The organism is Acidobacteriota bacterium, from assembly GCA_016196065.1.
Classification (GTDB): domain Bacteria; phylum Acidobacteriota; class Terriglobia; order Terriglobales; family Acidobacteriaceae; genus Acidiflorens.
This window is the reverse complement of record JACPYL010000008.1, coordinates 231,560-254,711: the sequence shown is the minus strand read 5'-3', so window position 1 is coordinate 254,711 and position 23,152 is coordinate 231,560. Positions and strand designations below refer to the sequence as shown.

18 protein-coding genes are annotated in these 23,152 nt (G+C 57.0%); 8 read left to right on the top strand and 10 right to left on the bottom strand.

Features of this window, described 5'->3' with window-relative positions; all coding sequences use genetic code 11:
- Nucleotides 1-40: 40 nt before the first annotated feature.
- From HY010_02200 to HY010_02185, 4 genes are all read right to left on the bottom strand, one after another.
- Nucleotides 41-358: a cytochrome c gene (locus HY010_02200; protein MBI3474517.1), complete on the bottom strand. Its 318-nt coding sequence runs from the start codon at nt 356-358 to the stop codon at nt 41-43.
- A 342-nt stretch (nt 359-700) separates the two neighbouring features.
- On the bottom strand, nt 701-1,243 hold the full coding sequence (locus HY010_02195; protein ID MBI3474516.1) for a DUF4337 domain-containing protein: 543 nt from the start codon (nt 1,241-1,243) through the stop codon (nt 701-703).
- Nucleotides 1,244-1,316: 73 nt separating this feature from the next.
- Nucleotides 1,317-1,730 carry a YjbQ family protein gene (locus tag HY010_02190; GenBank protein ID MBI3474515.1) on the bottom strand — a complete coding sequence of 138 codons (414 nt, stop codon included), beginning with the start codon at nt 1,728-1,730 and terminating at the stop codon, nt 1,317-1,319.
- 121 nt (nt 1,731-1,851) lie between these two features.
- On the bottom strand, nt 1,852-5,412 hold the full coding sequence (locus HY010_02185) for a choice-of-anchor D domain-containing protein (protein ID MBI3474514.1): 3,561 nt from the start codon (nt 5,410-5,412) through the stop codon (nt 1,852-1,854).
- Nucleotides 5,413-5,877: 465 nt separating this feature from the next.
- On the opposite strand from HY010_02185, the gene HY010_02180 reads away from it, so the two are divergent.
- The 3 genes from HY010_02180 (at nt 5,878) to HY010_02170 (ending at nt 8,002) form a co-directional block, all read left to right on the top strand.
- Nucleotides 5,878-6,279 carry a hypothetical protein gene (locus tag HY010_02180; GenBank protein ID MBI3474513.1) on the top strand — a complete coding sequence of 134 codons (402 nt, stop codon included), beginning with the start codon at nt 5,878-5,880 and terminating at the stop codon, nt 6,277-6,279.
- A gap of 456 nt (nt 6,280-6,735) precedes the next feature.
- Nucleotides 6,736-7,332: a CPBP family intramembrane metalloprotease gene (locus tag HY010_02175; protein MBI3474512.1), complete on the top strand. Its 597-nt coding sequence runs from the start codon at nt 6,736-6,738 to the stop codon at nt 7,330-7,332.
- A 268-nt stretch (nt 7,333-7,600) separates the two neighbouring features.
- On the top strand, nt 7,601-8,002 hold the full coding sequence (locus HY010_02170; GenBank protein ID MBI3474511.1) for a hypothetical protein: 402 nt from the start codon (nt 7,601-7,603) through the stop codon (nt 8,000-8,002).
- 51 nt (nt 8,003-8,053) lie between these two features.
- Here the strand turns inward: HY010_02170 and HY010_02165 are convergent, their stop codons facing one another.
- Together HY010_02165 and HY010_02160 are read right to left on the bottom strand one after the other, a co-directional pair.
- Nucleotides 8,054-10,450 carry a DNA translocase FtsK gene (locus HY010_02165; protein ID MBI3474510.1) on the bottom strand — a complete coding sequence of 799 codons (2,397 nt, stop codon included), beginning with the start codon at nt 10,448-10,450 and terminating at the stop codon, nt 8,054-8,056.
- Nucleotides 10,451-10,611: 161 nt separating this feature from the next.
- The gene (locus tag HY010_02160) at nt 10,612-11,508 is read right to left on the bottom strand and encodes an undecaprenyl-diphosphate phosphatase (GenBank protein MBI3474509.1); all 897 of its coding nucleotides are present in this window, start codon (nt 11,506-11,508) and stop codon (nt 10,612-10,614) included.
- A 173-nt stretch (nt 11,509-11,681) separates the two neighbouring features.
- On the opposite strand from HY010_02160, the gene HY010_02155 reads away from it, so the two are divergent.
- Nucleotides 11,682-12,881, top strand: coding sequence for a hypothetical protein (locus tag HY010_02155; GenBank protein ID MBI3474508.1), 1,200 nt, complete (start codon nt 11,682-11,684; stop codon nt 12,879-12,881).
- Between the two features lie 8 nt (nt 12,882-12,889).
- Here the strand turns inward: HY010_02155 and HY010_02150 are convergent, their stop codons facing one another.
- Nucleotides 12,890-14,479: a M28 family peptidase gene (locus HY010_02150; protein MBI3474507.1), complete on the bottom strand. Its 1,590-nt coding sequence runs from the start codon at nt 14,477-14,479 to the stop codon at nt 12,890-12,892.
- A gap of 189 nt (nt 14,480-14,668) precedes the next feature.
- Between HY010_02150 and HY010_02145 the strand changes: the two genes are divergently transcribed.
- On the top strand, nt 14,669-16,354 hold the full coding sequence (locus HY010_02145; GenBank protein MBI3474506.1) for an FAD-dependent oxidoreductase: 1,686 nt from the start codon (nt 14,669-14,671) through the stop codon (nt 16,352-16,354).
- On the opposite strand, the gene HY010_02140 is transcribed toward HY010_02145, so the two are convergent.
- Nucleotides 16,321-16,986, bottom strand: coding sequence for a sigma-70 family RNA polymerase sigma factor (locus tag HY010_02140; GenBank protein ID MBI3474505.1), 666 nt, complete (start codon nt 16,984-16,986; stop codon nt 16,321-16,323). The two genes, HY010_02145 and HY010_02140, sit on opposite strands and share 34 nt — an antisense overlap.
- Before the next feature lie 241 nt (nt 16,987-17,227).
- Here HY010_02140 and HY010_02135 point away from each other — a divergent pair, with 241 nt between their 5' ends.
- Complete coding sequence (locus HY010_02135; protein MBI3474504.1) at nt 17,228-19,096, top strand: winged helix-turn-helix domain-containing protein; 1,869 nt, start codon at nt 17,228-17,230, stop codon at nt 19,094-19,096.
- Between the two features lie 21 nt (nt 19,097-19,117).
- Here HY010_02135 and bamD read toward each other — a convergent pair whose 3' ends face one another.
- Nucleotides 19,118-20,098, bottom strand: a complete 981-nt coding sequence (gene bamD, locus HY010_02130) for an outer membrane protein assembly factor BamD (protein ID MBI3474503.1) — start codon at nt 20,096-20,098, stop codon at nt 19,118-19,120.
- A 201-nt stretch (nt 20,099-20,299) separates the two neighbouring features.
- Here bamD and HY010_02125 point away from each other — a divergent pair, with 201 nt between their 5' ends.
- Nucleotides 20,300-21,202 (top strand): MurR/RpiR family transcriptional regulator, encoded by a 903-nt coding sequence (locus HY010_02125; protein MBI3474502.1) that lies wholly within the window; start codon nt 20,300-20,302, stop codon nt 21,200-21,202.
- Nucleotides 21,199-22,071 carry a hypothetical protein gene (locus HY010_02120; protein MBI3474501.1) on the top strand — a complete coding sequence of 291 codons (873 nt, stop codon included), beginning with the start codon at nt 21,199-21,201 and terminating at the stop codon, nt 22,069-22,071. Before HY010_02125 ends, HY010_02120 begins: the two co-directional genes overlap by 4 nt.
- A gap of 63 nt (nt 22,072-22,134) precedes the next feature.
- Here the strand turns inward: HY010_02120 and HY010_02115 are convergent, their stop codons facing one another.
- Nucleotides 22,135-23,148 carry a dihydroorotate dehydrogenase-like protein gene (locus tag HY010_02115; protein ID MBI3474500.1) on the bottom strand — a complete coding sequence of 338 codons (1,014 nt, stop codon included), beginning with the start codon at nt 23,146-23,148 and terminating at the stop codon, nt 22,135-22,137.
- Nucleotides 23,149-23,152 lie beyond the last annotated feature (4 nt).

Sequence of the window (23,152 nt, the reverse complement as noted above, 5' to 3'; positions counted from 1 at the left end):
CCAGGTTGGCAGCGGAGAGCGAAGCAGAACAGTCGATCCGTTACTTCTTCTGCAAGTCGCGAACGTACGCGATGACGGCCTTGGTCTGGTCCGGTGTCAGCGCCTTCGCCACGCCCGCATGCTTCGCGTTGCTGGCCAGAAATTTCGTGATGTCGTCATCCGACTTTGCTTTAACTTCTGGTGCAACCAGGCTCGGAATCTTGGCGGCCGGTTTGCCTGCGCCGTCTGGACCATGACACATTGCGCATTTCGCTTTGTACAGACCAGCGCCGTCTTCGGCCCAAGCCAGGCTCGGGATAAGAATGAACAGTGCCACCGCGATCACCAGGACCATCATTACGACCTTCGTTGTCTTCATGAGTGCGTTGTCCTTTCAAAAATGTTTACTTTGCGCAGTGCCCCGTCGTGCCGGGCTGACAACCTGTTGTGAATCTTTGCAATTACCTTCGTTTCTGATGTCACCTGTTGCATTTCTGCGCTGAGGTAAGTTTCAACAGTAAGAGGTCCACCCGCCGTGACCCCTGTCACATTTGAACGTGATTAAGCTACGCCAGCAACGTGTTGTGCAACAGGGAGATACGCGCTTTCCAGGAGGCAAAATCGGAATGAAAGTCCTGAGAGGGGGGCGTCGCAACCGAACTGGAGTCGGCAAGACTGTAGTAGAGACGCGGCTTGCCGCGCCTCCTTGGGGGGTACCAAGTCACTTCACGAGCAAAGCCGAAGCTGAGGCTAGTATTCCCACGCTTCCAAGCAGCAGGCCCAGATACCAGAACAGCCGTTTTCCGGAAAGTAGCGTAATCGAAGTAATCACCAGCGCAATCTCCAGGAACACTTCCGCGAGATCGAACCGGTCGGTCTTTCGATGCGCGAGATCCGCTTCCTGCTCCAGTTCGCGCGCCTTGGCGTCCAACTCCTTCTGCTCGTCGCGATAGCGGTCGGCTTCCGCACGATACTTTTCCTGCAGCTTCGTCGCTTCTTCCGCGTTCTTGGTTGCAATCACGGTGGTCAAATCGGCAAACAACTCGTCGGTATGGCGGCGGATATTCTTTGCCTGGTAGTAGCCCCACTGATCGGTGACCTTGTTTTGCAGGATCACTTCTTCGGTGCTGGTGCGGTGTCCAAGCAGGGAAACGGTGGCCACCAGAACCGCCAGCACAGCCATCGTGAGCGTGACTGGAGCAAGGCTCGGATTGTGCTTCGCATGTTCCGCATGTTCGTGTAGCTCGTGCAATTCCTCTGACATGAATGTCTCTCTCCCGTGAAGGCAATCTCAGAATTGTAAATTCAAACCTCTGCCCCGAACCGCAAACCTTGCCCTACTCTCCCATCACCTTGACGATGACGCGCTTGTCGCGTTGCCCGTCGAACTCGGCGTAGAAGATTCGCTGCCAAGTGCCGAAATCCAACTTGCCGTTCGTGATCGGTACGATGACTTCATGATGAATAAGGAGAGCCTTCAGATGCGAGTCACCGTTATCTTCACCCGTCTGATGATGCTGGTAGTCGGGACTAAACGGCGCCAGCCCCTCCAGCCACTGGTCGATATCCGCGATCAACCCACTCTCATTGTCATTCACGTATACGCCCGCCGTGATGTGCATCGCCGAAACCAGCACCATCCCGTCTTTGATGCCGGACTTCTTAAGAATCCCTTCGACTTGCGGGGTCAGGTGGACATAAGCACGTTTGGTTTTGGTGTGAAACGTCAGATATTCCGTGTGGAATTTCATCTTTCACGTTTACCACGTCACCGCAAGAAATTCCAAACCTTGAGAGAAGCTGAAAATAGCGAAAAGAAAAAGGGCTCCGCGAAGGTCGCGCGAAGCCCTCCACCCGACAGCGACTCGGTTGTTATTGGCCGTTCCCCACCAACTTCGCCTCCGGAACAACCGCCTTTCCGTTCAGTCCCATTACCAGCTTGGCAGTCGCATTGCCGGGCCTCGTCGGAGTGAATGTGACATTCACCGTGCAGCTCGCCCCAGGAGCAAGCGAAACGCCGCAATTACTGTTCGCAACAAACGCTGCTTCGGACGCCGTGATCTGCTGGATCGTCAACTTGGTGTTGGCAGCGTTTGCGAGTGTCACCGGAAGCGTGCTGCTCTGGCCTACTGTCACACCCCCGAAGTTCAATTGAATCGGGAATACGACGATCGGTTGGATCGCCCCAATCCCACTCAAATTCACGGTCTGCGGACTGTTCATTCCATTATCCGTGATAGAAAGTGTCGCCGTCTCTGCAAATGGCTGACTGGGACTAAACCGCACCAGGAACGTGCAACTCTTTCCCGGATCGACCGTCGTACCGCAATCATTCGTTTGCGAGAAGTCGGCATTCGACAAGCTTATGTCCGTAATGTTCGCAGCGACCAGTCCGCCATTGGTCAGCGTAAACTTCTGCGGACGACTTGGGCTGCCGATCTTGTGGTAGCCAAAGTCCAGAGTGCTTGCGGAGACGGTCACCGTGGGCGCACTTGGAAACCATAGCAAGGACGTTTTTCCTGCCAGGGATGGAGTGTCGAAGCTAAATTGAGTGGCCAGATTGGAGGTCACCTGAACGCCCACGGTGGCGGTGGCTCCGTTGTCGTTAGAGCCATCCGTTCCGCCAAAGACAGTGTCCGCGTAGTTGAATTGGACGTTGCTGCTGCCTTCAAAGAACACGACCTCAAACTTAACCGTGCCAGCGCGACTGTTGCAGCAATAAGGAATATTCCGCCACTCCACGACCAGCTGCCGGTTGGGTGCCGTCCCCGTTACAGCCCAGAAGACGTTGTTGTCGCTGCCCGAGCTCCACGGATAGAGCGACGTCCAGAAAGGAGCAATCAGGGTCTGAGTTTGACCCGTTGGAAGCGGCGAATTGTAGGGGTATACAAAATTAGAGAACGAAATCGTTCCGCTCCCGGCAACAGTCATCGTGGTATAGCTGCCGCCGCCATATTGAATCGGGAAGGGAGAATCGATATTCGCTCCATTGTAGTAGGAGAGATTCAAATTCGTCCCCGTAATTGCGCGGTACTTATAGGCGACCGCCTGTTGTGCATAGTTGATCGGCGTATAGACGGTGAAAGGCAGCGTACTCGATGTGCCTCCGCCCGGCTGGGGAGTGAACACGGAGATCTGGGCGACACCTGCATTCGCAAGATTTGCCGCCGGAATCGTAAAGTAGATCTGCGTGTTTCCATAGTTCGAGGAGTAAGGCAAAGCAACGCTATTCCAAAGCACGCGAGAGTTATAGGTGAACCCGGTCCCAGTCAGCGTCATTGACGTATCGGGAGATCCCGCGGCTACGCTGGCAAGAGACAGTGACGAGACAGTCGGAACGGGCGCTTGCCCTGTCCCAGTGGCATTCAGCGAAACCTGGAAGTACGCACTATCGGTACTGATCGACAAGTATCCATTCTCATTGCCCTGATTGGTGGGCGTAAAAGTGACTGTCAGCGTGCAACTTGCGTTCACTGCCAGGTAGGCGGGGCAGTCATTGGTTTGGGGAAAATCATTGTAAGAATAAATTTGCTGAATACCGAGCGGCCCGGTCCCCGTATTCGTCAAGGTCGCCGTCTGAGGGGGGCTGCTTTGTCCGATGATCGTGGTTGGGAATGTCAGTGAGGTTGGATTGAGAATTGGAATGCCCGCGCTCACACTGCTGCCGTTGATGTTGATCGACTGGGTGTTCGGCTGCGCGTTGTCAGTCACGGTGATATTGCCGTATTCATATCCCGTTATTGTCGGCGCGAACGTGATGCTGATCGTACAGGCTGCGCCGATCGCGAGCACATTGGGTTGGATCGGGCAATCGTTGCTTTCCGAGAAATCGGTGGCGCCTGTGTACGCGATATTGCTGATGGAAAGCGGCGCCTGCCCCACGTTCGTCAATGTTCCCGCCTGGGTAACTTGTGTGCCGATGACCTGATTGTAGAAATAAAAATTGCCATTGAACTGCACTTGCGGAGCGAGTCCGGTTCCGATCAAGGTGACCGACTTGGGATTCGCACTCGCATCCGTGAAAATTCCGAGCGCGCTACCGATCGCTCCTCCGCCTAGCGGGCTGAAGGTTACGCTGATCCGGCAACTACTACTCGCAGGCAGGGTCGCCGCACAGTTATTGGTCTGCGCAAAACTTGGGCCGGTTGCGATCAGATTCAGAGGGATTGCCGTTTTTCCGTTGTTGGTAAGCGTCACGACCTGCGGAGAACTAGTAGTCCCAACCTGCTGTCCCGCGAAGTGCAAGGCTGACAATGAAATTGCTACCGTCGGTTTCTTGGAATACTCGTCTACCCCGATGTCCACGGTTCCACCGGCGACCCGCGGGTCCCCATCGTAGTCAACGGTCGGCTGCGGAGAGGCAGCGTTGGTGCCGGCATTGATCATCGGGGAACCAGCTTGAAGATGAACGTTGTCGCTCAGCAAATCGACAAACAAGGGGTCAGTCGACTGGTTGCCATCCGTGCCTGTCAGGTCCTGGCAGGCTCCGCCGTAGGCAGCATTGCCGGCCGAAAACACGTCATTATTCGTAAAAACTGGAGCGCTCAAATATTGCTGGCACCAAAGGGCACCTCCGCTCCCGGTCGCGATGAAAAGGTTATTCTGCAACGTAACCTGACTGGAGACCTCGCTGATGACAATCTCACTCGCGCCTGATCCGCAGCATCCCGGCTGATTATCGGTGACCGTGTTATTCACCATGGTCAGGGGCCCCGGACCGCCGGCGAGATAAATCCCCACACCTACGTTCCCCAGAACCAGATTCTGTATCAGGTTTAGACTATTGCCGAAAGAGTAGGCGGCGAAACCGGTGCTGGAATTTCCGGCGATCGTGTTCTGCTGGACGACATCGGTGCCGTTCGAATAATTCAAAGCCACACCCACTGCATTGCCTGCGACGAGGTTGCCAGTAATCTGGATACCGTTGTCGCTGTACACGGTGATGCCGCTTTGCCGGTTTCCAACGATCAGGTTGTTTTGGATCACCGGGGCACCCCCTTGTACGTAGAGGCCGTTTGTATAGCTTTGCGATCCCCCCGAAATCACATTCCATCGGATCGTCGGCGATGAGTTCGAGATATAGATAACTTGATTGTTGGAATTCTGAATCGCGAAGCCACTCAGGACTGACGTAGTGGTTTCATTGGAAATGAAGTTCACAGTCGAGTAATAAGGTTGCCCGCCGTCAATGACCGTCAGCCCCGGACCCTTCTCACTGGTTACGGTGATGGCCTTCCCATAGAAATCGATGTTTTCGTGATAGGTCCCGGCCGAAACTTGTACCGTGTCACCGTTGGAGGCGGCATCAATGCCGGCCTGAATAGTCGGCTGATCCGCTGGCACATGAATGATGGTGCCGGCAAATCCAGTGGAAGGAAACCAGTAGATGATGCACAACAGGGACAAGACAGTTCTAGCCAGATGCGACGACATAGTAAGGACCTTTCAAGAAGCAGACGAGTGTCGAAAATCGGGGCCGGGCGGAAGGTATGGACTGTAAGCCGGAGATGTTATCGAAGTTATCGGCAGCCCAAGCGTTGCCGCAAAATAACAGGCACCGTTTTATATCGAAAATGCTGGGCTGTCAAGAAAAGTGTTGGCGAACCCTCACGCTGTACGGTGAACCAGATCGCGCGATGGAAACAGCTTTTCAGAGCGTGTGTGTTGGCCGAGGTGGTCCGGTGACGGTGGACGGCTGGTTTGTTCTCAAGATCAAGAAGTGGCTGCCCGCCGCCCAGGTAACAAAGCCCTTCGCCGCAGACAGCATCACTGCCCACTTCTCGCAAAGAGCGCGAGAAATGGGTCCCCGAGTTAATATGTGGGTGGAAGAGGTGGGCCACCCGCTCCAGACGATCAAATGGGGTTCGTGGATTAAACCTCCACGTGGAGGAACCCAATATGAAAGCCATTCGTGCGTTTTGGGGGCCGGGGCTCATTCTCGCAATTGTCTTGTTTGGGTTCTGGTATAACACCGCGAGCAATTACGACTATGGGGTTCTAGCAGGAACCTATGGGTTTGATGGGAACGGCGAGAATTGCGTCTTGCAACTGCGGGCAGATCGTACCTTTGTGCAAGAGCTAAGGCGTTCAGGTGAAATCAAGAGAGCAGAAGGACATTGGGACCGCTACGGTGAAGCGCACGTTTCGTTTTCCCATGAATTCCTGAAACTGTCGGGACAAGAGATGAATACAGAGGGACAAGCACACGGCCAGTTTGACAAGGCGTTCGGAATATTCCCGACCCTCGTTTTGGCCCCACTTCCAAACGGACCTCATTTCCGAAAGAAGTTAATTGGCTAAGAAGGTGGGTGGCCCAGGTGGCTCGCGGGTGCCCCATTCTTTCGCGCATTTTGCGAATGGCTGGCCGCCGCCTGGTGCCTGGTGCCCCAGGTTCGCGCCCCCGTCTCTAAGTTCGGAAATCTAGATTGCCCCGATTTTTGGGGCGCTAACCTGGGGCACAGCGAACCGACCCGTCCAACCGACGACTCCTTTACCACGAGGTTTGGCGGGTGTAGTTTTCTTACTATGTTTCGCGACCTGCGGATACTATCGATCCGGCCCGATCCGCGAGCAGACTTGTCGGCGGCGCCCGATTTGAAATTGTTGAAACCCAGGTTAGCGCCCCAAGAACAGAGCATCGTGAGATCGACCGTTCGTATGGGGCGCGAACCTGGGGCACCAGGCGAATGTCTGGGGCGCCCTAAAGTTATGCGGCACCCGGCTCAGACGCAAGGTACCGACTACGGATTGTGAAGAATGATGCAGGCACCCGGACAACCTAGGCCAAGCATCACCCGTGTGATTGTGTTTTTTGTCGCTTTTGTCTTTTCGGGCGAAGTTGTTTCGGCCTTGTTAGGATGGCTGGGCCTATCGGACTTCAACGGGCCTATCGTTGAAAGTGGTGCATACGCTTTTTTGTTGTTGCCATTAGTCTATTGGGCGGACCCTCGAGTTTTCACCAAAGAATTGTGGCGACTACCAATTCATGCATGGGCTGGTGTTGTGGCCTTGGCAGTATTGCAGGTGTTCATCAACTCAATCGGCCCAAATCCGTCCCTGACAAAATACCGGATTTTCTCAGCCATTCTTGTCGCCCCAATAATTGAAGAAATGGCGAGAGCGGCAATGCAGTGTACACTCCTGCAACGAATAGGAGTTTTTTGGGCCGTAGTCACGACTGCGACCCTGTGGGCGACTGCACACGCACACTTTTGGATCGCCCTGCCCCAACAGCTTGCCCTCTCAGTGATTTTCGTTTCCTGCCGAAAGTCCTTGCCTGCCACGATAATCGCTCATCTCGTTATGAACATCCTTGCGATTGTGGGATTCGAGCTCTCTGGACTTCATCCATGAATCAGAGTGTGGCGGTTGGCCCTCTTCTCAGCATCGTGGGGAATTCGTGGGGGCAATTCCCTGAGGCGCCTGGCCCATTTCTCGGAGCGAACGCGGAAAACGAGGCTTTACCATCGCTAATTGGTAATCGATTACGGTCCCGACATTGCCCTTCTGCGTGGGTCCCCTGCTGGCCCAATGCCAATCTCCGCGACCGCCAAGTGGGCAATGCCCCTTAGCCCTTTTGGCATCTGAGCCCTGCCTGATTTCGCGGCTATAGTCCTTAGACATGTCCGCTACCGCCTCATCCCCCGACGGCAGCAAGGTAACGCTCGCCCTGCTCCAGCTCCTGCGTGGACGCTCCTACGAAGAGATCCGCGCCCGCATGTACGACAACGCTCTGGGTACTCCATGGTGGTCCGCCTGTAAGACGGAACTGGATATCCGCAACAGCGAACGCCTGACCACGTCGCTGGCGGAAAATTCCCGCGTCGTCGCCCGGATCACGACCTCGGCCGAGCACATGGAGAAGCTCACCGAGACGTTGCTGGAAGTAACGGCGGGAGTCGCGGATGTGGTGAGAGAAGTGAAGAAGTCCAGCCGTCGATTGGAATTTGCGACCTACGCCATCATCGGAGTGGCGGTCGCGCAATTGTTCTACGTCGCCTTCCTCGCGCTCGGAAGGCGTTAGCGTTCACGGGTAATGTTGTATGGCGGGATTGAATTACTAGCTGCTGTCTTCCTACCGCATTGACTCTTCGACTTCCGAAATCCAGTCCGGACGCTTCAGGACTTCGCGCGGCTTCGGTCCATCGGCGGCGCCGACGATGCCGTCGCGCTCCATGAGGTCGATGAGATGAGCAGCCCGGCCGTAGCCAACGCGCAGCCGCCGCTGCAGCAGGGAAGTGGAGGCCTTGCCGAACTCAATTACCAGGCGCACAGCATCGTTGAAGAGAGGATCATTGTCATCCTCGCCTACCTCACCGGAGTCGGTGCCGTCACCGGAAGCCGCACGATCTTCTTTCGGCGCTTCCAGGAATTTCTCCTGATATTGCGCCAGGCCTTGTGCCTTCCAGAATTCGACCACCCCGGCAATTTCTTTCTCCGTAACGAACGGAGCATGCAGGCGATGAACACGCGCCGATCCCGAAGGTAGGTACAACATGTCGCCGCGCCCGAGCAAGGACTCCGCGCCGTTGGCGTCCAGAATCGTACGCGAGTCGACTTTGGTCGCCACGCGGAAGGAAATGCGGGCAGGGAAATTCGCCTTGATTAATCCAGTAATCACATCCACCGACGGACGTTGCGTCGCGAGCACGAGGTGGATCCCAACCGCGCGCGCCATCTGTGCCAGGCGCGTAATCGACTCCTCCACGTTGTTGCCGTCGAGCATCATCAGGTCGGCGAGTTCGTCGATGATGATGATGATGTAAGGGATCGGGCCTTCATCCGGAGACTGCTCCGCAAATAAACTGGGCGTGTCGTCAAACAACCGGTTGTAACTGTCGATGTTGCGGACGCCTTTGGCAGCCAGTAACTTCAGGCGACGCTCCATCTCACGAACCGCATTTCGCAAAGCATTTGCCGCCAGCTTGGGCTCGGTGATGATGGGTGTCAGAAGGTGTGGAATGCCTTCGTAGTTCCCTAATTCCAGGCGTTTCGGATCGACCAGCACCAGACGCACCTGATCCGGAGTCGCCTTGTAAAGCACCGACATGATCATCGCGTTGATGCAAACGCTCTTGCCGGTGCCCGTGGATCCGGCGATCAGCAAGTGCGGCATTCCCGCCAGGTCTGCAACTGCAAGACGACCATTGATATCCTTGCCCATGCCGAGCGTGAGCTTGGACTTTGTCCCAATAAACTCTTGTGACTCGATGTTCTCGCGCAGCCAGATGACCTCGCGCTCGCGATTCGGAACCTGAATGCCCACTGTACTCTTGCCCGGCATGCGCTCGATCAGAATGCTCTCCGCGCGCAAGGCGAGACAGAGATCGTCGGTCAGCCCCGTGATGCGGCTGTACTTGATCCCTGCTTCGGGCTTGAACTCAAACGTCGTCACCACCGGGCCCGGATTGATCTGCGTAACCTGCCCATGGACATCGAACTCAGCGTACTTATCGGTCAACACCTGGGCGAGGAGTTTGAGTTCGCCTTCGTCTACTGATTGCGCTTCGTCCGGACGATGCAACAGGCTTGAAGGCGGCAACTTGTAGGTGCCGGCAATCTTCGGGAGCGTTGTCTTCGACTTGAGTTGCGAGTCCGCGCGATTCGTGACTTCGATATCGGATGGAGTTGCTTCGTCGGCTTCAGCGGGAGGCGCGACAAACGCCACCGGATCTTCTTCCGCCATCCGCTCAATGCCAGTGCGGCGTCCCTCGGCGACGGGTTCCGTTCGCGCCGGCGCATATTCCTGTGCCGGTTCCGTCCGCGCTTGCGCAGGTCGAGCCGGGACGAGTTGCGTGGTCACCATCGGCTTCTGTGCGCGGCGTCGTTCTAACTCAAACTGCTGGCGCTTGCGCTGACGCTCATCCTGCCAGTCGCGATACCGATCCCGCAGAGCGATCACCCACGCGAATCGCGTCGGTGCCCACACTTCAATGGCGGCGAAGGAGAACGCCGTGGTCAGATAGAGCGCGACCGCGAGAAACGTTGTGCAGACAATGTAAGCGCCAGCGACGTTGAAGAAATGAATCAGGGCATCGCCAATCACGCGGCCCAGCAAGCCTTCAACCGGGATGGCACCCATCCACTTGAAGTGTCCCGGCAAGATCGCGAGGAGGGCGGGGACAAACATAAGGAGCCATGCGCCGCCGAGAGTTTTGGCGATGGGCGTCTGCACGGCTCGCGAACGGAACCAGCGGATTCCCAGCATTCCCAGGAAGACGGGTAGAAGAAAAGATCCGATGCCCCAGAACTGCAGGACGATATCGGACAGGTAGGCGCCGATGATCCCGATCCAGTTGCGGGCCGCGCGCGATCCGGTCAATACGGACGCACTATTCAGCGAGGGATCAAGCGGCGAGTACGAAGCAAGTGCGAGAAAAAGGAGGAGCGCGGAGACGCACAGCAGGAATCCGATCAGCTCATTGAGCCGCCGGTTCCTGGTGGGCGCAAAAATCTTCGAAAGAAATTTCATTGGCATCAACGGCGTCCGGGAGTTGGATGCAGACACTTCAACCGGGGTACCGTAAAGAGGCCAGAGCACCATGATTATGACAAGAAGTCTGGTGCCCGACAATGCAGGAAAGAGTACAGGGTGGCGAACTGGATACTAGGCCGTCGCCGCCGGCCCCACTCTTACCTTCCCAGTACGCCTGCAGCCCATCCCAGTACGGCAATCCCCACCACAATCCGATAGACCGCAAACGGTGCAAATCCACGCTTTCGGACCCAGTTCATGAACCATGCCACGGCTCCGTAGGCGACGAGGAACGAGACCACGAAGCCAATCGCGAGGATGACCCACTGCTGGGACGTTATCTGGGACACGCCGATGGGGTTTTCGTCTTTGCCAGAAATTGACTTGTAGAGTGTGTACAGCGTGGCCACCGCCATGGTGGGCATGGAAAGGAAGAAGGAGAATTCCAGCGCCGCGGCGCGCGACATCCCCGCCAGTTGTCCAGCAGCAATCGTCGCCATTGACCGAGATGTTCCGGGGAACACTGCCGACAGGATCTGACATGCGCCGATCCAGATTGCCTGACCACCGTGAATGTCATCCATTTTCCACGTGTGGATCGGCGAACCCGGTGCTCCCGTGCCTGCCGTCTCCCATGGCGCTTTCATCGTGTCGATCGCCCACATCACGATCCCACCCACCAGGAGTGATCCACCCATCACGTACAAGCTTTCCAGGTTCTTGCCGATCAGTTTCGACAACAGGAACGACGGCCCCGCAGTCACCACGAACGCGATCATCACCAAACTCAACGGATGCGTGAGGATCGTGCAGTCCTTCCTCTCGCCTTCCGGGAACGTCGAAAACAGCTTGGCGATGTGCGCGCGGAAATAAATCGGCAGTACGAGAATTGCGCCTAACTGGATCACGATCGAGTACATCTTCCAGTAACCGCTCGACAGCGGCACGTTCAGAAGGGCTTCGGCTAGGCGCAAATGGGCGGTAGAGCTGACTGGCAGGAATTCGGTGAGCCCCTCGATGATGCCGAGGAGCACGGACAAAAGATATTCGTTCAAGCAGCCTCCGGTGACGCCCCATAGCAGTATTACAGAAAGAGGTTGCGGACGAGTTACGAAGCTTGATTCTTGAGGGACCGATTGAGGGCGCACCTGTCGTCTTTACCGACGTTCCTGCCCACTGCTATCCTTCCTCGCTGGGTTGTCGGATTTTCGTCCATCAAGGGGTCCCGATGAAACGTGTATTGCTTGCATCATTCCTGTACTTCTGTGTTGCCGTTTTTCCCGCACGCCTCATCGCTCAGGTCACGATGGCGTCCGCGCACACTCTGTTTGCATGGACCGGGGACGCTGCTGGCAAAGGCAACGACTTCCTCGCAGTGATTGATGCCGACCCATCCTCACCTTCCTACGGACACCTCGTCACGACGCTTGCCACGGACCAGAAGACGATGAAAGCGCATCACACGGAATACACGATGCCTGCCAGCGGCATGTTGTTTGCCAACGACCATGACGCCGGACGCACTTTCATATTCGATGTGCGCGACCCAGTTCATCCGAAGACCGTGACTTCATTCACCGACATGGCCGGGTATATGCATCCGCATTCCTACCTGCGTTTGCCCAATGGCAACGTGCTTGCCACCTTCCAGCATGCTCACCATGCCGATGGGCATACCGGCGGACTGGTGGAGATTGACGACAGCGGGAAAGTGATTCGTTCGGCCAGCAGCGCTGATCCCACCTTTGCCGACGCCTTGTTGACGCCCTACAGCCTTGTGGTCGTCCCGGAACTCGATCGGGTGGTGTCCACCAATTCTTCGATGCACCTGGAAACCATATTTCTTGGATCGACCTATCAGGTCTGGCGTTTGTCTGACTTGAAACTTCTTAGGACGGCATACTTCGACATCGGGGCCAATCACTACGGACAGATTAGTCCGGAAGAGCCGCGACTCGGTCCGGATGGCTCAGTCTTTGTGCAGACTCTAGGTTGCGGTATCGAGCGCATCACCGGAGTGAATTCAGACGAGCCTACATCAAGACTTGTTTACAACTTTCCCGGCAACTGGTGCGGCGTCCCGACGATTGTCGGACGCTACCTGATTCAGAGCGTCCCTTCGATACATGGTTTGATCGTTTTGGACTTGAAGGACGGAGCGAAGCCGGTCGAAGTATCGCGGCTCAAGATTGATGACGCATTCGATCCGCACTGGACCGGTTGGGACCCGAAGGCGCAACGCCTGGCCATCACCGGTTCAGGCAACCGCCTCTACCTGCTCAAGCTGGATCAGGCAACGGGGACTTTGACCATGGATGAAGCCTTCCGCGATGCCGACGGAAAAGTCGGTTTCAATTTTGATAATCGCGACTGGCCGCACGGGTGGAAGGGTTCCGGTCATCCCCACGGAGTTGTTTTCTCGCGCTAGGCTGGTGACTAGTTACCCGCCGCGTACCGCCGGAAGAAACTGGTCTGTTTCCACTGCGGATGATTTCCGTTGTTCGCGACGTCGATCAAAAGGCTGCGAACAATCTCTTCATACTTGGCTGCTGATTCGAAGTCCACAGGCTGGTTCAGATCGTCTGAGGGCGCGTGGTAACGATTCGTCAGCCAGTCTTTGAATATCTTCGACTCCGGTGAGCCCGGTTCGGTACCGACGCTCATGATGATCGACGGCACTCCGTGACGAATGAAGTTGTACTGGTCACTGCGTACGAACAGGTTGCGCAGCGGTTCGGGGTCCGGCTGAACTTGTACGTTGTAGGACTGCGCGATAGCACGGGCGCGGTCGCCCAGGTCAGAATCGTCCAAGCCAAGCACGCGCAGGACTTTCAACGGAACGATGGGGAGGAACATATCCACGTTGACATCCGCGACCAGCGATTTCGCCGGCACCGTAGGATGAGCCGCAAAATACTTTGATCCCAGCAGCCCCTTTTCTTCCGCAGTGACAAACACGAACAAGATCGAGCGGCGCAGTTTTTCGGGGTTCTTCTTGAAAGTGGCTGCCTCGTCCATCAGCAGGGCACTGCCGGAACCATCGTCCATGGCGCCGTTGTAAATGCTGTCACCGTTGATGGGCGCCCCGATCCCGACATGATCGATGTGGGCCGAGAGCACGACATATTCGTCTTTCAGCTTTGGATCGCTTCCTTTAAGTTTGGCGACCACGTTTGCTGATTCCACCTTCTGAGTTTCAATTTTGGTTTTCGCTTCGAGCGAAACGGAGAGCGGAAAGTGCGGCAGCACTTTGCGATCTTTACCGAGCGCGGCAATTTCGGCGAAGGTATGGCCCGATCCCGCAAAGAGTTTCTTAGCGCTCGCCGGGTTCACAGTTACGGCCAGGTGCAAGCCAGCCGTTTCATTGAATTCCGGATAGTCAAGATCCATGCTGGGATGTGTGCGATTGAGCGAGATACGCGACCACGGAATATCCATCGAAGCAGGGTTAATCAGAGATATGATGCCGATCGCCCCGGCAGCGCGAAGAACCTTCCCCCGCTCGAGCAGAGTTTGATAATGGGAAGCCAGCGGGCCAGGAATTTCCTCAGGCGATCCGGAAAAGATCACGGCCAGCTTGCCTTTCACGTCGACGCCCGCGAAGTCGTCGTACTTATTTTCCGGAACAGTGAGTCCGTAGCCGACAAAGACCATGGGGGCATTGACCTCTGCCGCCGGTGCAATCCGGGTGCCGATGAAAGCGTCATCACCAAGAACCAGTGGTTCGCGTTGGCCGTCATGGACGAGCGTGAGGCTGGAATCCTTTTCCACGATCTGCCGCGAGACAAACTTTATTGGCTGATAGAAGCCCTTCGTGCCCGCGGGTTCCAAGCCAGCTTTCTTTAATTGTTCGACTACATATTCCTGTGCGGCATGCTCTCCACGGCTGCCCGTATCGCGGCCTTCCATTTTGTCGTCAGCGATGACTTTGATGGTGTCCCACCAGGTATGGCCGTCGAAATGGCCAGCAGTTTGGGCCGACACAAAAATGGCCATAGCGAAGACAAATAAGGAGAGCTTCCTCATGGAAATATCCTCAGCAAAGATTTTTAGCATAACAGGTGAGCTGGCTCTTGCACGACGCGGGCGGAAATCTGGTCCTCCGGCCATGCAGATGGCTCTGGGTCGAACGCCTTCTTGAGAGGACCCTTGAAGCCGAATGAAGGTTTGTATCATCTACTATGTTTCACACCAGTATTTTTCCCAGGTAAAACTATGGCGACTCCTCCAATTTCCAGTGTGCTCGATGCCAAGACGCAAACGTTTCCCGCCCTCTCCGAAGCGCAGATCAAGCGGCTCATGCCGCTCGGCACCGTTCGTAAAGTCAAAGTGGGCGAAGTCCTGTTCCAGCCGGGAACCACGCTTGTGCCGTTTTTTGTTGTCCTCAGCGGGAGCATGGAAATCGTGCAGTCCTCTCTCAAGGGTGAGCGCCTGATCGTCGCGCACGACACGCGCGGCGATTTCACCGGAGAACTCACCATGATCTCCGGGCGTGCCGTTCTGGTGACGGGGCGCGTGAATGTGGCCGGAGAATTTCTTGAACTTACTCCCGAGGCGTTCCGGGCGGTGATTGCCAAGGATGCCGAACTCAGCGAAATCCTGATGCGGGCCTTTATCCTGCGGCGCCTCGCGCTGATCAATGCGGGCTACGGCAACTTGATCCTCATGGGGTCGAACCATTCCGCGCACACTCTGCGGCTGCGAGAATTCCTGACTCGCAATGGACAGCCTCACAACTATGTCGACCTCGATACTGACAAGGATTCCCAGGAACTGCTGGACCGTTTTCATATTTCGGTCGATGAGATTCCGGTGGTCATTTGCAGCAGCAGCCGCAACGTCATGCGCAATCCGACCGTGTCGGAACTGGCAGATTGCCTGGGATTCAATGCGACGGTCGACGAGTCCCAGGTTCACGATGTGGTTGTCATCGGTGCGGGACCGTCTGGGCTGGCCGCCGCTGTCTATGCGGCTTCCGAAGGACTCGACGTCATGGTGATCGAGACTGCTGCACCCGGAGGCCAGGCTGGTTCCAGCTCGAAGATCGAAAACTATCTCGGCTTTCCCACCGGTGTTTCCGGACAGGAACTGGCGAATCGCGCGACCACGCAAGCCTTGAAATTCGGCGCGAAGATGATGGTCGCGCATAGCGTGGAGAGTCTGGACTGCAGCGCTCGTCCCTACAAGGTGATGCTCGACGGCGGTACTTGTCTCTTGACCCGCAGCATCGTAATTTCCAGCGGCGCGCAATACAACAAGCCGAAAATCGGAAATCTTGCGAAGTTCGAAGGGCAGGGTGTCTATTACGGCGCGACCTTTATGGAGTCGCAAATGTGCGGCGGCGATGATGTGATCGTGGTGGGTGGCGGAAATTCCGCGGGACAGGCGGCCGTCTACATGTCGCAGGCGACTCGCAAGGTCTACATGCTGGTGCGGGCGCCAGAACTTTCGAGTACGATGTCGCGCTATCTCATCCAGCGAATCGAAGAAAATCCTGCGATCGAACTGCACTATAAAACAGAAATCATCGCCCTGGGCGGAGACACACACTTGGAGAGCGTAACTTGGCGAGACAACGCTACCGGAGAGACCTCGACCCACCCGATCCGGCATATTTTTGTCATGACGGGCGCGTCGCCGCGAACGGATTGGCTCAAAGGATGTCTCGCGCTCGACCCGAAAGGTTTCATTCTCACCGGTCGTGATGTGGTCGAAGGCGCATTGCAGGACGAGGGGCCGGCGTGGCCAAAGACGCGTCTGCCATTCATGCTGGAGACGAGCCTGCCGGGAGTTTTTGCGGTGGGCGACGTCCGCTCGGGAAACGTAAAGCGGGTGGCGTCAGCCGTGGGAGAGGGCGCGATCTCGATTCACATGGTGCACCAGGTGTTGGCGGAGTCGTAACCGTTCGCTCTAGACAGCAGTTGACGCAGCTTCAACAATCCCTGGCGAATCTGGGTCTTTACCGTGCCCAGCGGACGGCCCGTCGCATCGGCAATTTCTTCTTGTGTCATGCCTTGAAAGTAAGCCAATTCCAAAGCCTGTTTCTGTCTCGGGTTGAGTTCTGCCAAGGCAGTTCTTACGTTTTCCGCGTCGTGCCGGGCGATTGACAGTTTTTCCGCGTCGGGCGCACGGGATGGCGCGTCCCAGTCGTCTCCCAAGTTCTCTTCATACTGCCGCCTCGTTTTTTGCATGCGCAGGCGATCGAGAATCCGGCTGCGGGCAATCACGATGACCCACACCGATGGATTTCCCAGGGCTGGGTTGAAAGTGGAGGCTTTTCGCCAAACGTGGAGGAAAGTGTCCATCATGGCCTCTTCGGCGTCGCGGGGATCGAGGAGCACGCGCAGCGCCATGCCATAGACCACCGAACTGGCCCGGTCAAAAGCAACGGCCATGGCTTGCTGGTCTCCGGTTGCGATTCGTTCGAGCAGATGGACATCCACGAGTTCCCGTCGGGGAGTCCGAGATTCGGGAGCTACCGTCGAGCGGGTTCCCGCAAATATCATTCCAAGTGTTTCAGCACTGGCCGCCATCGTCGTACCCTTTCGAGCCACTCTCAGGTGGCATGTGAACTATGGGAGCGACTTTGTACGCAGGCGCGGGGAGGTGCAATGGACCAGGACTGGTTTCGCCCTGCCCGCCACCTTCCCTAAGATCTTGCAGAAAACAATCGAGTTGCGCGGATAGATTCCCCAAGAATTGAGTGGCTCGCGTGTCGTTCGCGGCCTGTAATGGTAAGATTTCTCCACCCCGCCCCCCGCTTGCACGGTACGAATGAGCATCAGCAAGCCAATCCAATTCGGAGTATTTGAGGTCGACCTGGAAGCAGGCGAACTGCGCAAGCGCGGTGTCCGCCTACGCCTGCAGGCGCAACCCTTTGGCGTCCTGGCGTTCCTGCTGGAAAGGCCTGGCGCCATCGTTTCGCGGGAGGAACTGCGCCAACGGTTGTGGCCGAGCGACGTGTTCGTCGATTTTGATCAAGGACTGAATAAGGCGATTAATAAATTGCGGGAGGCTCTGGGAGACTCCGCCGAGAGTCCGCGCTTCATCGAGACGGTCCCCCGCAAGGGCTATCGCTTCATTGCTCCTGTATCAGGAGCGACCGGGCTGGAAGCCGCGGCGCCCCAATCCGTGGATACGACCTCTGACTCTGCAGTCCCACCCGCTCGCATGGAACGCGTTGTCCTGATGGCAGCGGCAATCGCTATCTTCATCTTCGCGCTCGCGCTGGGCGGCTACTACCTGACTCGTAAAAGAGAAGTTGGGACGATTGATTCCATCGCAGTTCTGCCACTGGTGAACGACGCTCATGTGGCCGACCTGGACTATCTGTGTGAAGGAGTGACGGAGAGCGTCACCAACAAGCTCTCTCAGATTGCTGGCTTGCGCGTCATGGCGCGGAGCACGGTCTTCCACTACCAGGGCAAAGAAGGTGATCCCCGGGCCGTGGGACGGGAGTTAGGTGTACGAGCCGTGCTCGCCGGGCACGTGCTGCAGCACGACGACTTGATGACCATCAGCGTCGAACTGACCAGCGTCGACGACGGCTCCCTCATATGGGGGGAACAATATAACCGTAAGCCAACCGATATTCTCGGCGTGCTGGACGAGATCGCACCGCAGATCGCAACCGCACTGAAGGTTCAACTGACGGCGCCGCAGCAACGCCGTCTGATGCAACACTCCACTGAAGATAGCGAAGCACACCAGCTTTATTTGCAGGGACGGTTCTATTTCAACAAGCGCACGGATGCCGGATTTGCCAAGGCCACCGACTTTTTTCAGCAGGCCATCGCCAAGGATCCGACGTACGGACTGGCGTATGCGGGACTGGCGGACACCTATGGCCTGCTCGGGTGGGAGACCGATCCGCCGAAAGACTACTTTCCTCGAGCCAGGCAGATGGCGGAAAAAGCGCTCGCGATTGACGATCAGATGGCCGAAGCGCATGTTTCGCTGGCCATGGTGAAGGCGCTCTATGAGTGGGACTGGGACGGGGCAGAGCGCGAGTTCCGGCGGGCCATCGAGTTGAATCCGGGGCACGCCACTGCCCACCACTGGTACGGGATCCATCTGGGTGCAATGGGGCGTTTTGAGGAATCGAAAGCCGAATTGCAGAAGGCGCTGGAACTTGATCCGTTGTCGTTGATCATCAACTCGAATCGCGCGTATCCGTATCACTATCAGCATCAATACGCCCCGGCCATCAAGATCTATCGCAAGGCGATCGATATGGACCCGAATTTTCCGGTTGCCCATGAAGACCTGATGGCGGTCTATGAACAGCAGGGCAAGTACGAAGACGCGATGCGCGAAGCGATTCTCAATCTAAGGTTTTCGGGCGATGGCAAGCTGGCTGACCGCGTTGGTTACATTAATTCCGCGCAAGGATACCGCGCCGCTCTGACGGGTTGGCTGGATGGGTTGAAAGAGGAATCCAAAGCGCATTACGTTTCCCCCATTCGATTTGCACAAGTCCATACTCTTCTTGGCGACAAGGATCAGGCCTTGACTTGGCTGGGGCGAGCCGTGGAGGAACGCAGTCCGCAGGTGGTGTATTTGAAAGTGGACCCGCGCTACGACCGGTTGCGGGCCGATCCCCGGTTCGCGGAGTTGTTGCGGCGCGTGGGACTGCCGCAGTAACGGCGTTGGCAGGATGGGTCTCTACTGGACCACGTTGCCGTAGGCCGGAACTCCCTGCTGCAAGAGATAGAGCAGCATCTGTCCGCGGGCGGACCAGTCGCTCTGCGGATACTGCGACACCAACTGTTGCGCCAGGGCAATCGCCCGACTTTTCGATTCTTCTGATTTCTTCGCTTGCTCTTCTGTCTTGTAAATTTCGACCAGAGCTGCCCGGCGGAAAGTCGCACGGTAGAGCGCCTCAGGAGCGGACGGCGACTGCGGATGCTCCTTTACGTATTTTTCAAACATCTCCGCTTCTTTGTCTGGGCATTTCGATGTCCCTTGCCAGTCTCCGCAGACTTTGTTGTCGAGCAGATGGAAGGCGGCGAGGTCAGCCCACTTCGTCCCGGGAAACTTCTTGATGACTTGCTTCATGGGCTGTTCGTCCATGCCCTCGCGCATCGATGCATCTTTTTCGCGGGCGGAGGGGCGAGTCATCACATCTGACTTTTCGATCTGCCATTTGACGTCGGCGGCGCGGTAGAGTCCTTCTCCCGCCAGCGGAGAGGCCGGGAACAGATCATAGACGCGGCGATAGAGGCGCAAGGCGTCCTGATCGGCGCCGCGGCGGCCATGGCGGCGGCTTGCTTCATCTTCGGAATCGACCGCTGCGCCAAACAGAATCCGATCACCGTTTGCGGTGGATTCCCACACCAGTCCGGTATCGAGGATCCATCCTGAAATAGTCTTGCCTTCCATATCCTCATCTTCCACGAAGGCGGGATCGGGCGTCTTGGAAAATCCGAGCAAGGCCTCGACATGCAACCAGTTCTTGCTGCGATCGAGGAGAATCATCTCGCGTCCGCGGCCTGCTTCGCCGAGTTTGCTGGACGTGACGTCAGGAGAAAGATAGATCACCGCTTCACGCACCAGCACGCCGCGCTCGGCAGAGCGCGCGTTCGGCGTCGCCAGGGTCAGCACAGAAAATGCGAAAAGCACGGGAACCAAGGTCTTCGCAACCATTTTTATCTCCAAAATTCAGGGTAGCACGGAAGGCAGGAAGCATTCAGTCCTCAGGCCGAGGTCCTCAGGGCCACGGACCCAGGGGCTAGCCAGTTGCCACGTGCTGATTGTTAGATGCAACATCTCAATCTTCTTGTTGACATGGATGCAACGAATGTTGTAAACCCGGTGTCGCTGTTGCATGGGCCCCTGGAGGCGAGCATGGCCGTGAACGGAGTGCAAAAGTGGGCGACGCCTTTGGAGCAGCGCCTACAGCGAGCCGACGACAAACTGAGTGCACGGCGCAAGCGGTTACTGCTTTCCATTCTGGAGAATGCCGAAGACACCTATTACCTCTCCTCACGCAAGATGGCGCGCCGCTACGGAGTCGATGCCGCCACGATCGTTCGCACCATCCAGGTGCTGGGGTACCAGCAGTATGCGGAATTCACTTCCGATCTTAGGTCGTACTTTGTCACGCGAATCACTCCTTATCGCCAGATGAAGTCGGCGACCCGCGAGCGCCGCACCATCGAGGGGCACGTGCAGCAGAGTCTGGACATGGAGAGGGAGAATCTTGACGCGCTGCGCGCCGCCGTGCCTCCGCAACGCGCTGTTGAACTGGCACGCCGCCTCGACAAGGCACAGCAGATCGTTGTGGTCGGCGTCGACCTGGCCTATTCGCTGGCATGGTTTCTCGCGTACGGCCTGGCCTGGCTCGGGGCCAGAGCCGACGCTCCCGTCGGAAGCACGGGCAACCTCCATCATCGTATCCGTGCACTTGGTTCGCACGATGTCCTGATTGCCATCAGTTTTGGCCGGTGCCTTCGCGATTCCGTGGAAGCTGCGCGCACCGCGAAAGAACGCGGTGCCTGGACTTTCGGCTTCACCGATGCGAGCGATTCTCCCATCGCTCGTGTCTGCAGCGATCACTGGATCGTGTCGGTAACCAATCCCAGTTTTAACGGCTCGTATGTCGCGCCCCTGGCGGCTCTGGACGCGCTGCTGGTAGCATTCGCGCACGTGCGATCCAAGCGGTCGCTCAACCGTCTGCGTGAAATTGACCAGCAAGAGGCGGCAGCCGGGCGCTGGTACGCACCGTCTGCAAAGGAGGATGGCAATTGAGCGCCCGCAGTCCGCAAAACATCGTGATCCGTGACCTTAAGAACTATGACGACCTTCTCCAAATGCGCGTAGTGGAGAAGGAAGTCTGGGGCATGGCGGAGGACGATAGTTTTCCGATGACGCTGGCGATTGCTCTGCAGGCTGCAGGCAGCATCTTTGTCGGCGCGTTCGAAGGCGAGAAATTGCTGGGCTTCGCCTTCGGATTTTGCGGACGCGAACACGGGCAGATTACGGTGCACTCCCACATGCTGGCGGTGCTCGATGCCTACCGGCAGCACGATCTCGGGCTAAAGCTGAAGCACGCCCAGCGGGAACGCGCACTCGCAACGGGGATCCGGGAAATGACGTGGACTTACGATCCGCTGCAAAGCCGCAATGCCCACTTTAATTTCGCGAAATTAGGAATTGTCTCCGACACTTACAAAATTGATTTCTACGGGCCGGAAACTTCCAGCATGCTGCACCGCAACGGCACAGACCGCCTATGGGTGCGCTGGTTGCTGGACTCGCGCCGCGTCAAGGATCGCGCGGCAGGCAAGGACACACGTGCTGAGACTCTCGATGCGATGCGACTTTTGGTTCCGCTGGTGAGCTTCAATCCCGACGGCCACCCGGCCCGCGCTGATCTGAAGGAATCCCTATCCCGGCAACGCGTGAGCATCGAAATTCCAGGAGAGATTCTGGACGTGGAACGCACGGACATGGGATTGGCTCGTGAATGGCGCGAAGCAACGCGTTGGGCCTTCACCGAAGCGCTCGCTGCCGGTTTTTATGTAGTGGAGTTTTGCAGATCGATTCGCGGACAACAGGGTCCCGGCGCCTATCTGCTCGAGAAGGGAACTGTGGCCGAGGCGATATCTTCCACGTGAGATGCCGTGTGGTGAAGCCCCACGCCTCGAACGCTTGGCGACGCTAGTCCGACTACTTAAACCTTACGGCGTCGTCACCTTCACGTGCTGGATACCCTTCACTGCACGCGCATATTGGGCGCGCTCAAACGCCGCCGGATCCGGACAATGGAGCTGGCTCATGCTGCCCTGCATCTGCACGACGGACTCATACTCGTGCGACTCCATCCACTGCACGACTCCGCGTTCGATTTCGCCCAGGTAGTCGATACCATTGCGCAACAGGCTCGAGCAGAGCATTGTCACGTCCGCGCCCACCATCAGCAACTTGATCACATCTTCCGCGCTGTGCACCCCACTCGTTGCTGCAAGACTGGCCTTTAGCCGGCCATACAGGATTCCAATCCATGTCAACGGCAGTCGCATCGCTTGCGGCGTGCTCAGAAGTACGTGTGGCTTCATTTCCAATGCTTCGAGATCGATGTCGGGCTGGTAGAAGCGGTTGAAGAGCACCAGTCCGTCCGCTCCGACGTCGTCGAGGTGCTTCGCCATATTCGACAGGCTGGTGAAAAACGGGCTTAACTTGATGGCGACTGGAATTCTGACGGCCTGCTTCACTGCCTGAAGGATATCAATGTAGTGCCGCTCCACCGCATCGGGCGTCGCATCAGGATCGGTCACGATCCAATAAATGTTGCACTCCAGCGCATCCGCGCCGGCCTGCTCAATCTGCGTGGCGTATTGGATCCACGCGCCGACCGAACTGCCGTTCAGACTGGCGATGATCGGGATATCCACCGCTTCCTTCGCTTTGCGGATGTGTTCCAGATACCCATCCGGGCCGAGGAAGAATTCCTTCGGCTGCGGGAAATAACTCAGGCTCTCGGGAAAACTCTCCGTGCCTTCGGAGAGATAGAAGTCGAGTTCAACGCTTTCGCGGCGGAGTTGTTCCTCAAACAGCGAATAGAGGACGACGGCGGAGGCTCCCGCATCTTCGAGGTGCCGGATGCCGGCAATCTCCTGTGAGATCGGCGATGCGGACGCCACCAGCGGAGTTCGCAGCGGCATGCCTAGATAAGTGGTCGTCAGGTCAAACATAAGT

Excerpts from the sequence above, each read along its gene's own strand:
- HY010_02200 (MBI3474517.1), bottom strand. The coding sequence starts at position 358 with ATGAAGACAACGAAGGTCGTAATGATGGTCCTGGTGATCGCGGTGGCA.
- HY010_02195 (MBI3474516.1), bottom strand. The coding sequence starts at position 1,243 with ATGTCAGAGGAATTGCACGAGCTACACGAACATGCGGAACATGCGAAG.
- HY010_02190 (MBI3474515.1), bottom strand. The coding sequence starts at position 1,730 with ATGAAATTCCACACGGAATATCTGACGTTTCACACCAAAACCAAACGT.
- HY010_02185 (MBI3474514.1), bottom strand. The coding sequence starts at position 5,412 with ATGTCGTCGCATCTGGCTAGAACTGTCTTGTCCCTGTTGTGCATCATC.
- HY010_02180 (MBI3474513.1), top strand. The coding sequence starts at position 5,878 with ATGAAAGCCATTCGTGCGTTTTGGGGGCCGGGGCTCATTCTCGCAATT.
- HY010_02175 (MBI3474512.1), top strand. The coding sequence starts at position 6,736 with ATGATGCAGGCACCCGGACAACCTAGGCCAAGCATCACCCGTGTGATT.
- HY010_02170 (MBI3474511.1), top strand. The coding sequence starts at position 7,601 with ATGTCCGCTACCGCCTCATCCCCCGACGGCAGCAAGGTAACGCTCGCC.
- HY010_02165 (MBI3474510.1), bottom strand. The coding sequence starts at position 10,450 with ATGAAATTTCTTTCGAAGATTTTTGCGCCCACCAGGAACCGGCGGCTC.
- HY010_02155 (MBI3474508.1), top strand. The coding sequence starts at position 11,682 with ATGAAACGTGTATTGCTTGCATCATTCCTGTACTTCTGTGTTGCCGTT.
- HY010_02150 (MBI3474507.1), bottom strand. The coding sequence starts at position 14,479 with ATGAGGAAGCTCTCCTTATTTGTCTTCGCTATGGCCATTTTTGTGTCG.
- HY010_02145 (MBI3474506.1), top strand. The coding sequence starts at position 14,669 with ATGGCGACTCCTCCAATTTCCAGTGTGCTCGATGCCAAGACGCAAACG.
- HY010_02140 (MBI3474505.1), bottom strand. The coding sequence starts at position 16,986 with ATGGCGGCCAGTGCTGAAACACTTGGAATGATATTTGCGGGAACCCGC.
- HY010_02135 (MBI3474504.1), top strand. The coding sequence starts at position 17,228 with ATGAGCATCAGCAAGCCAATCCAATTCGGAGTATTTGAGGTCGACCTG.
- bamD (MBI3474503.1), bottom strand. The coding sequence starts at position 20,098 with ATGGTTGCGAAGACCTTGGTTCCCGTGCTTTTCGCATTTTCTGTGCTG.
- HY010_02125 (MBI3474502.1), top strand. The coding sequence starts at position 20,300 with ATGGCCGTGAACGGAGTGCAAAAGTGGGCGACGCCTTTGGAGCAGCGC.
- HY010_02115 (MBI3474500.1), bottom strand. The coding sequence starts at position 23,148 with ATGTTTGACCTGACGACCACTTATCTAGGCATGCCGCTGCGAACTCCG.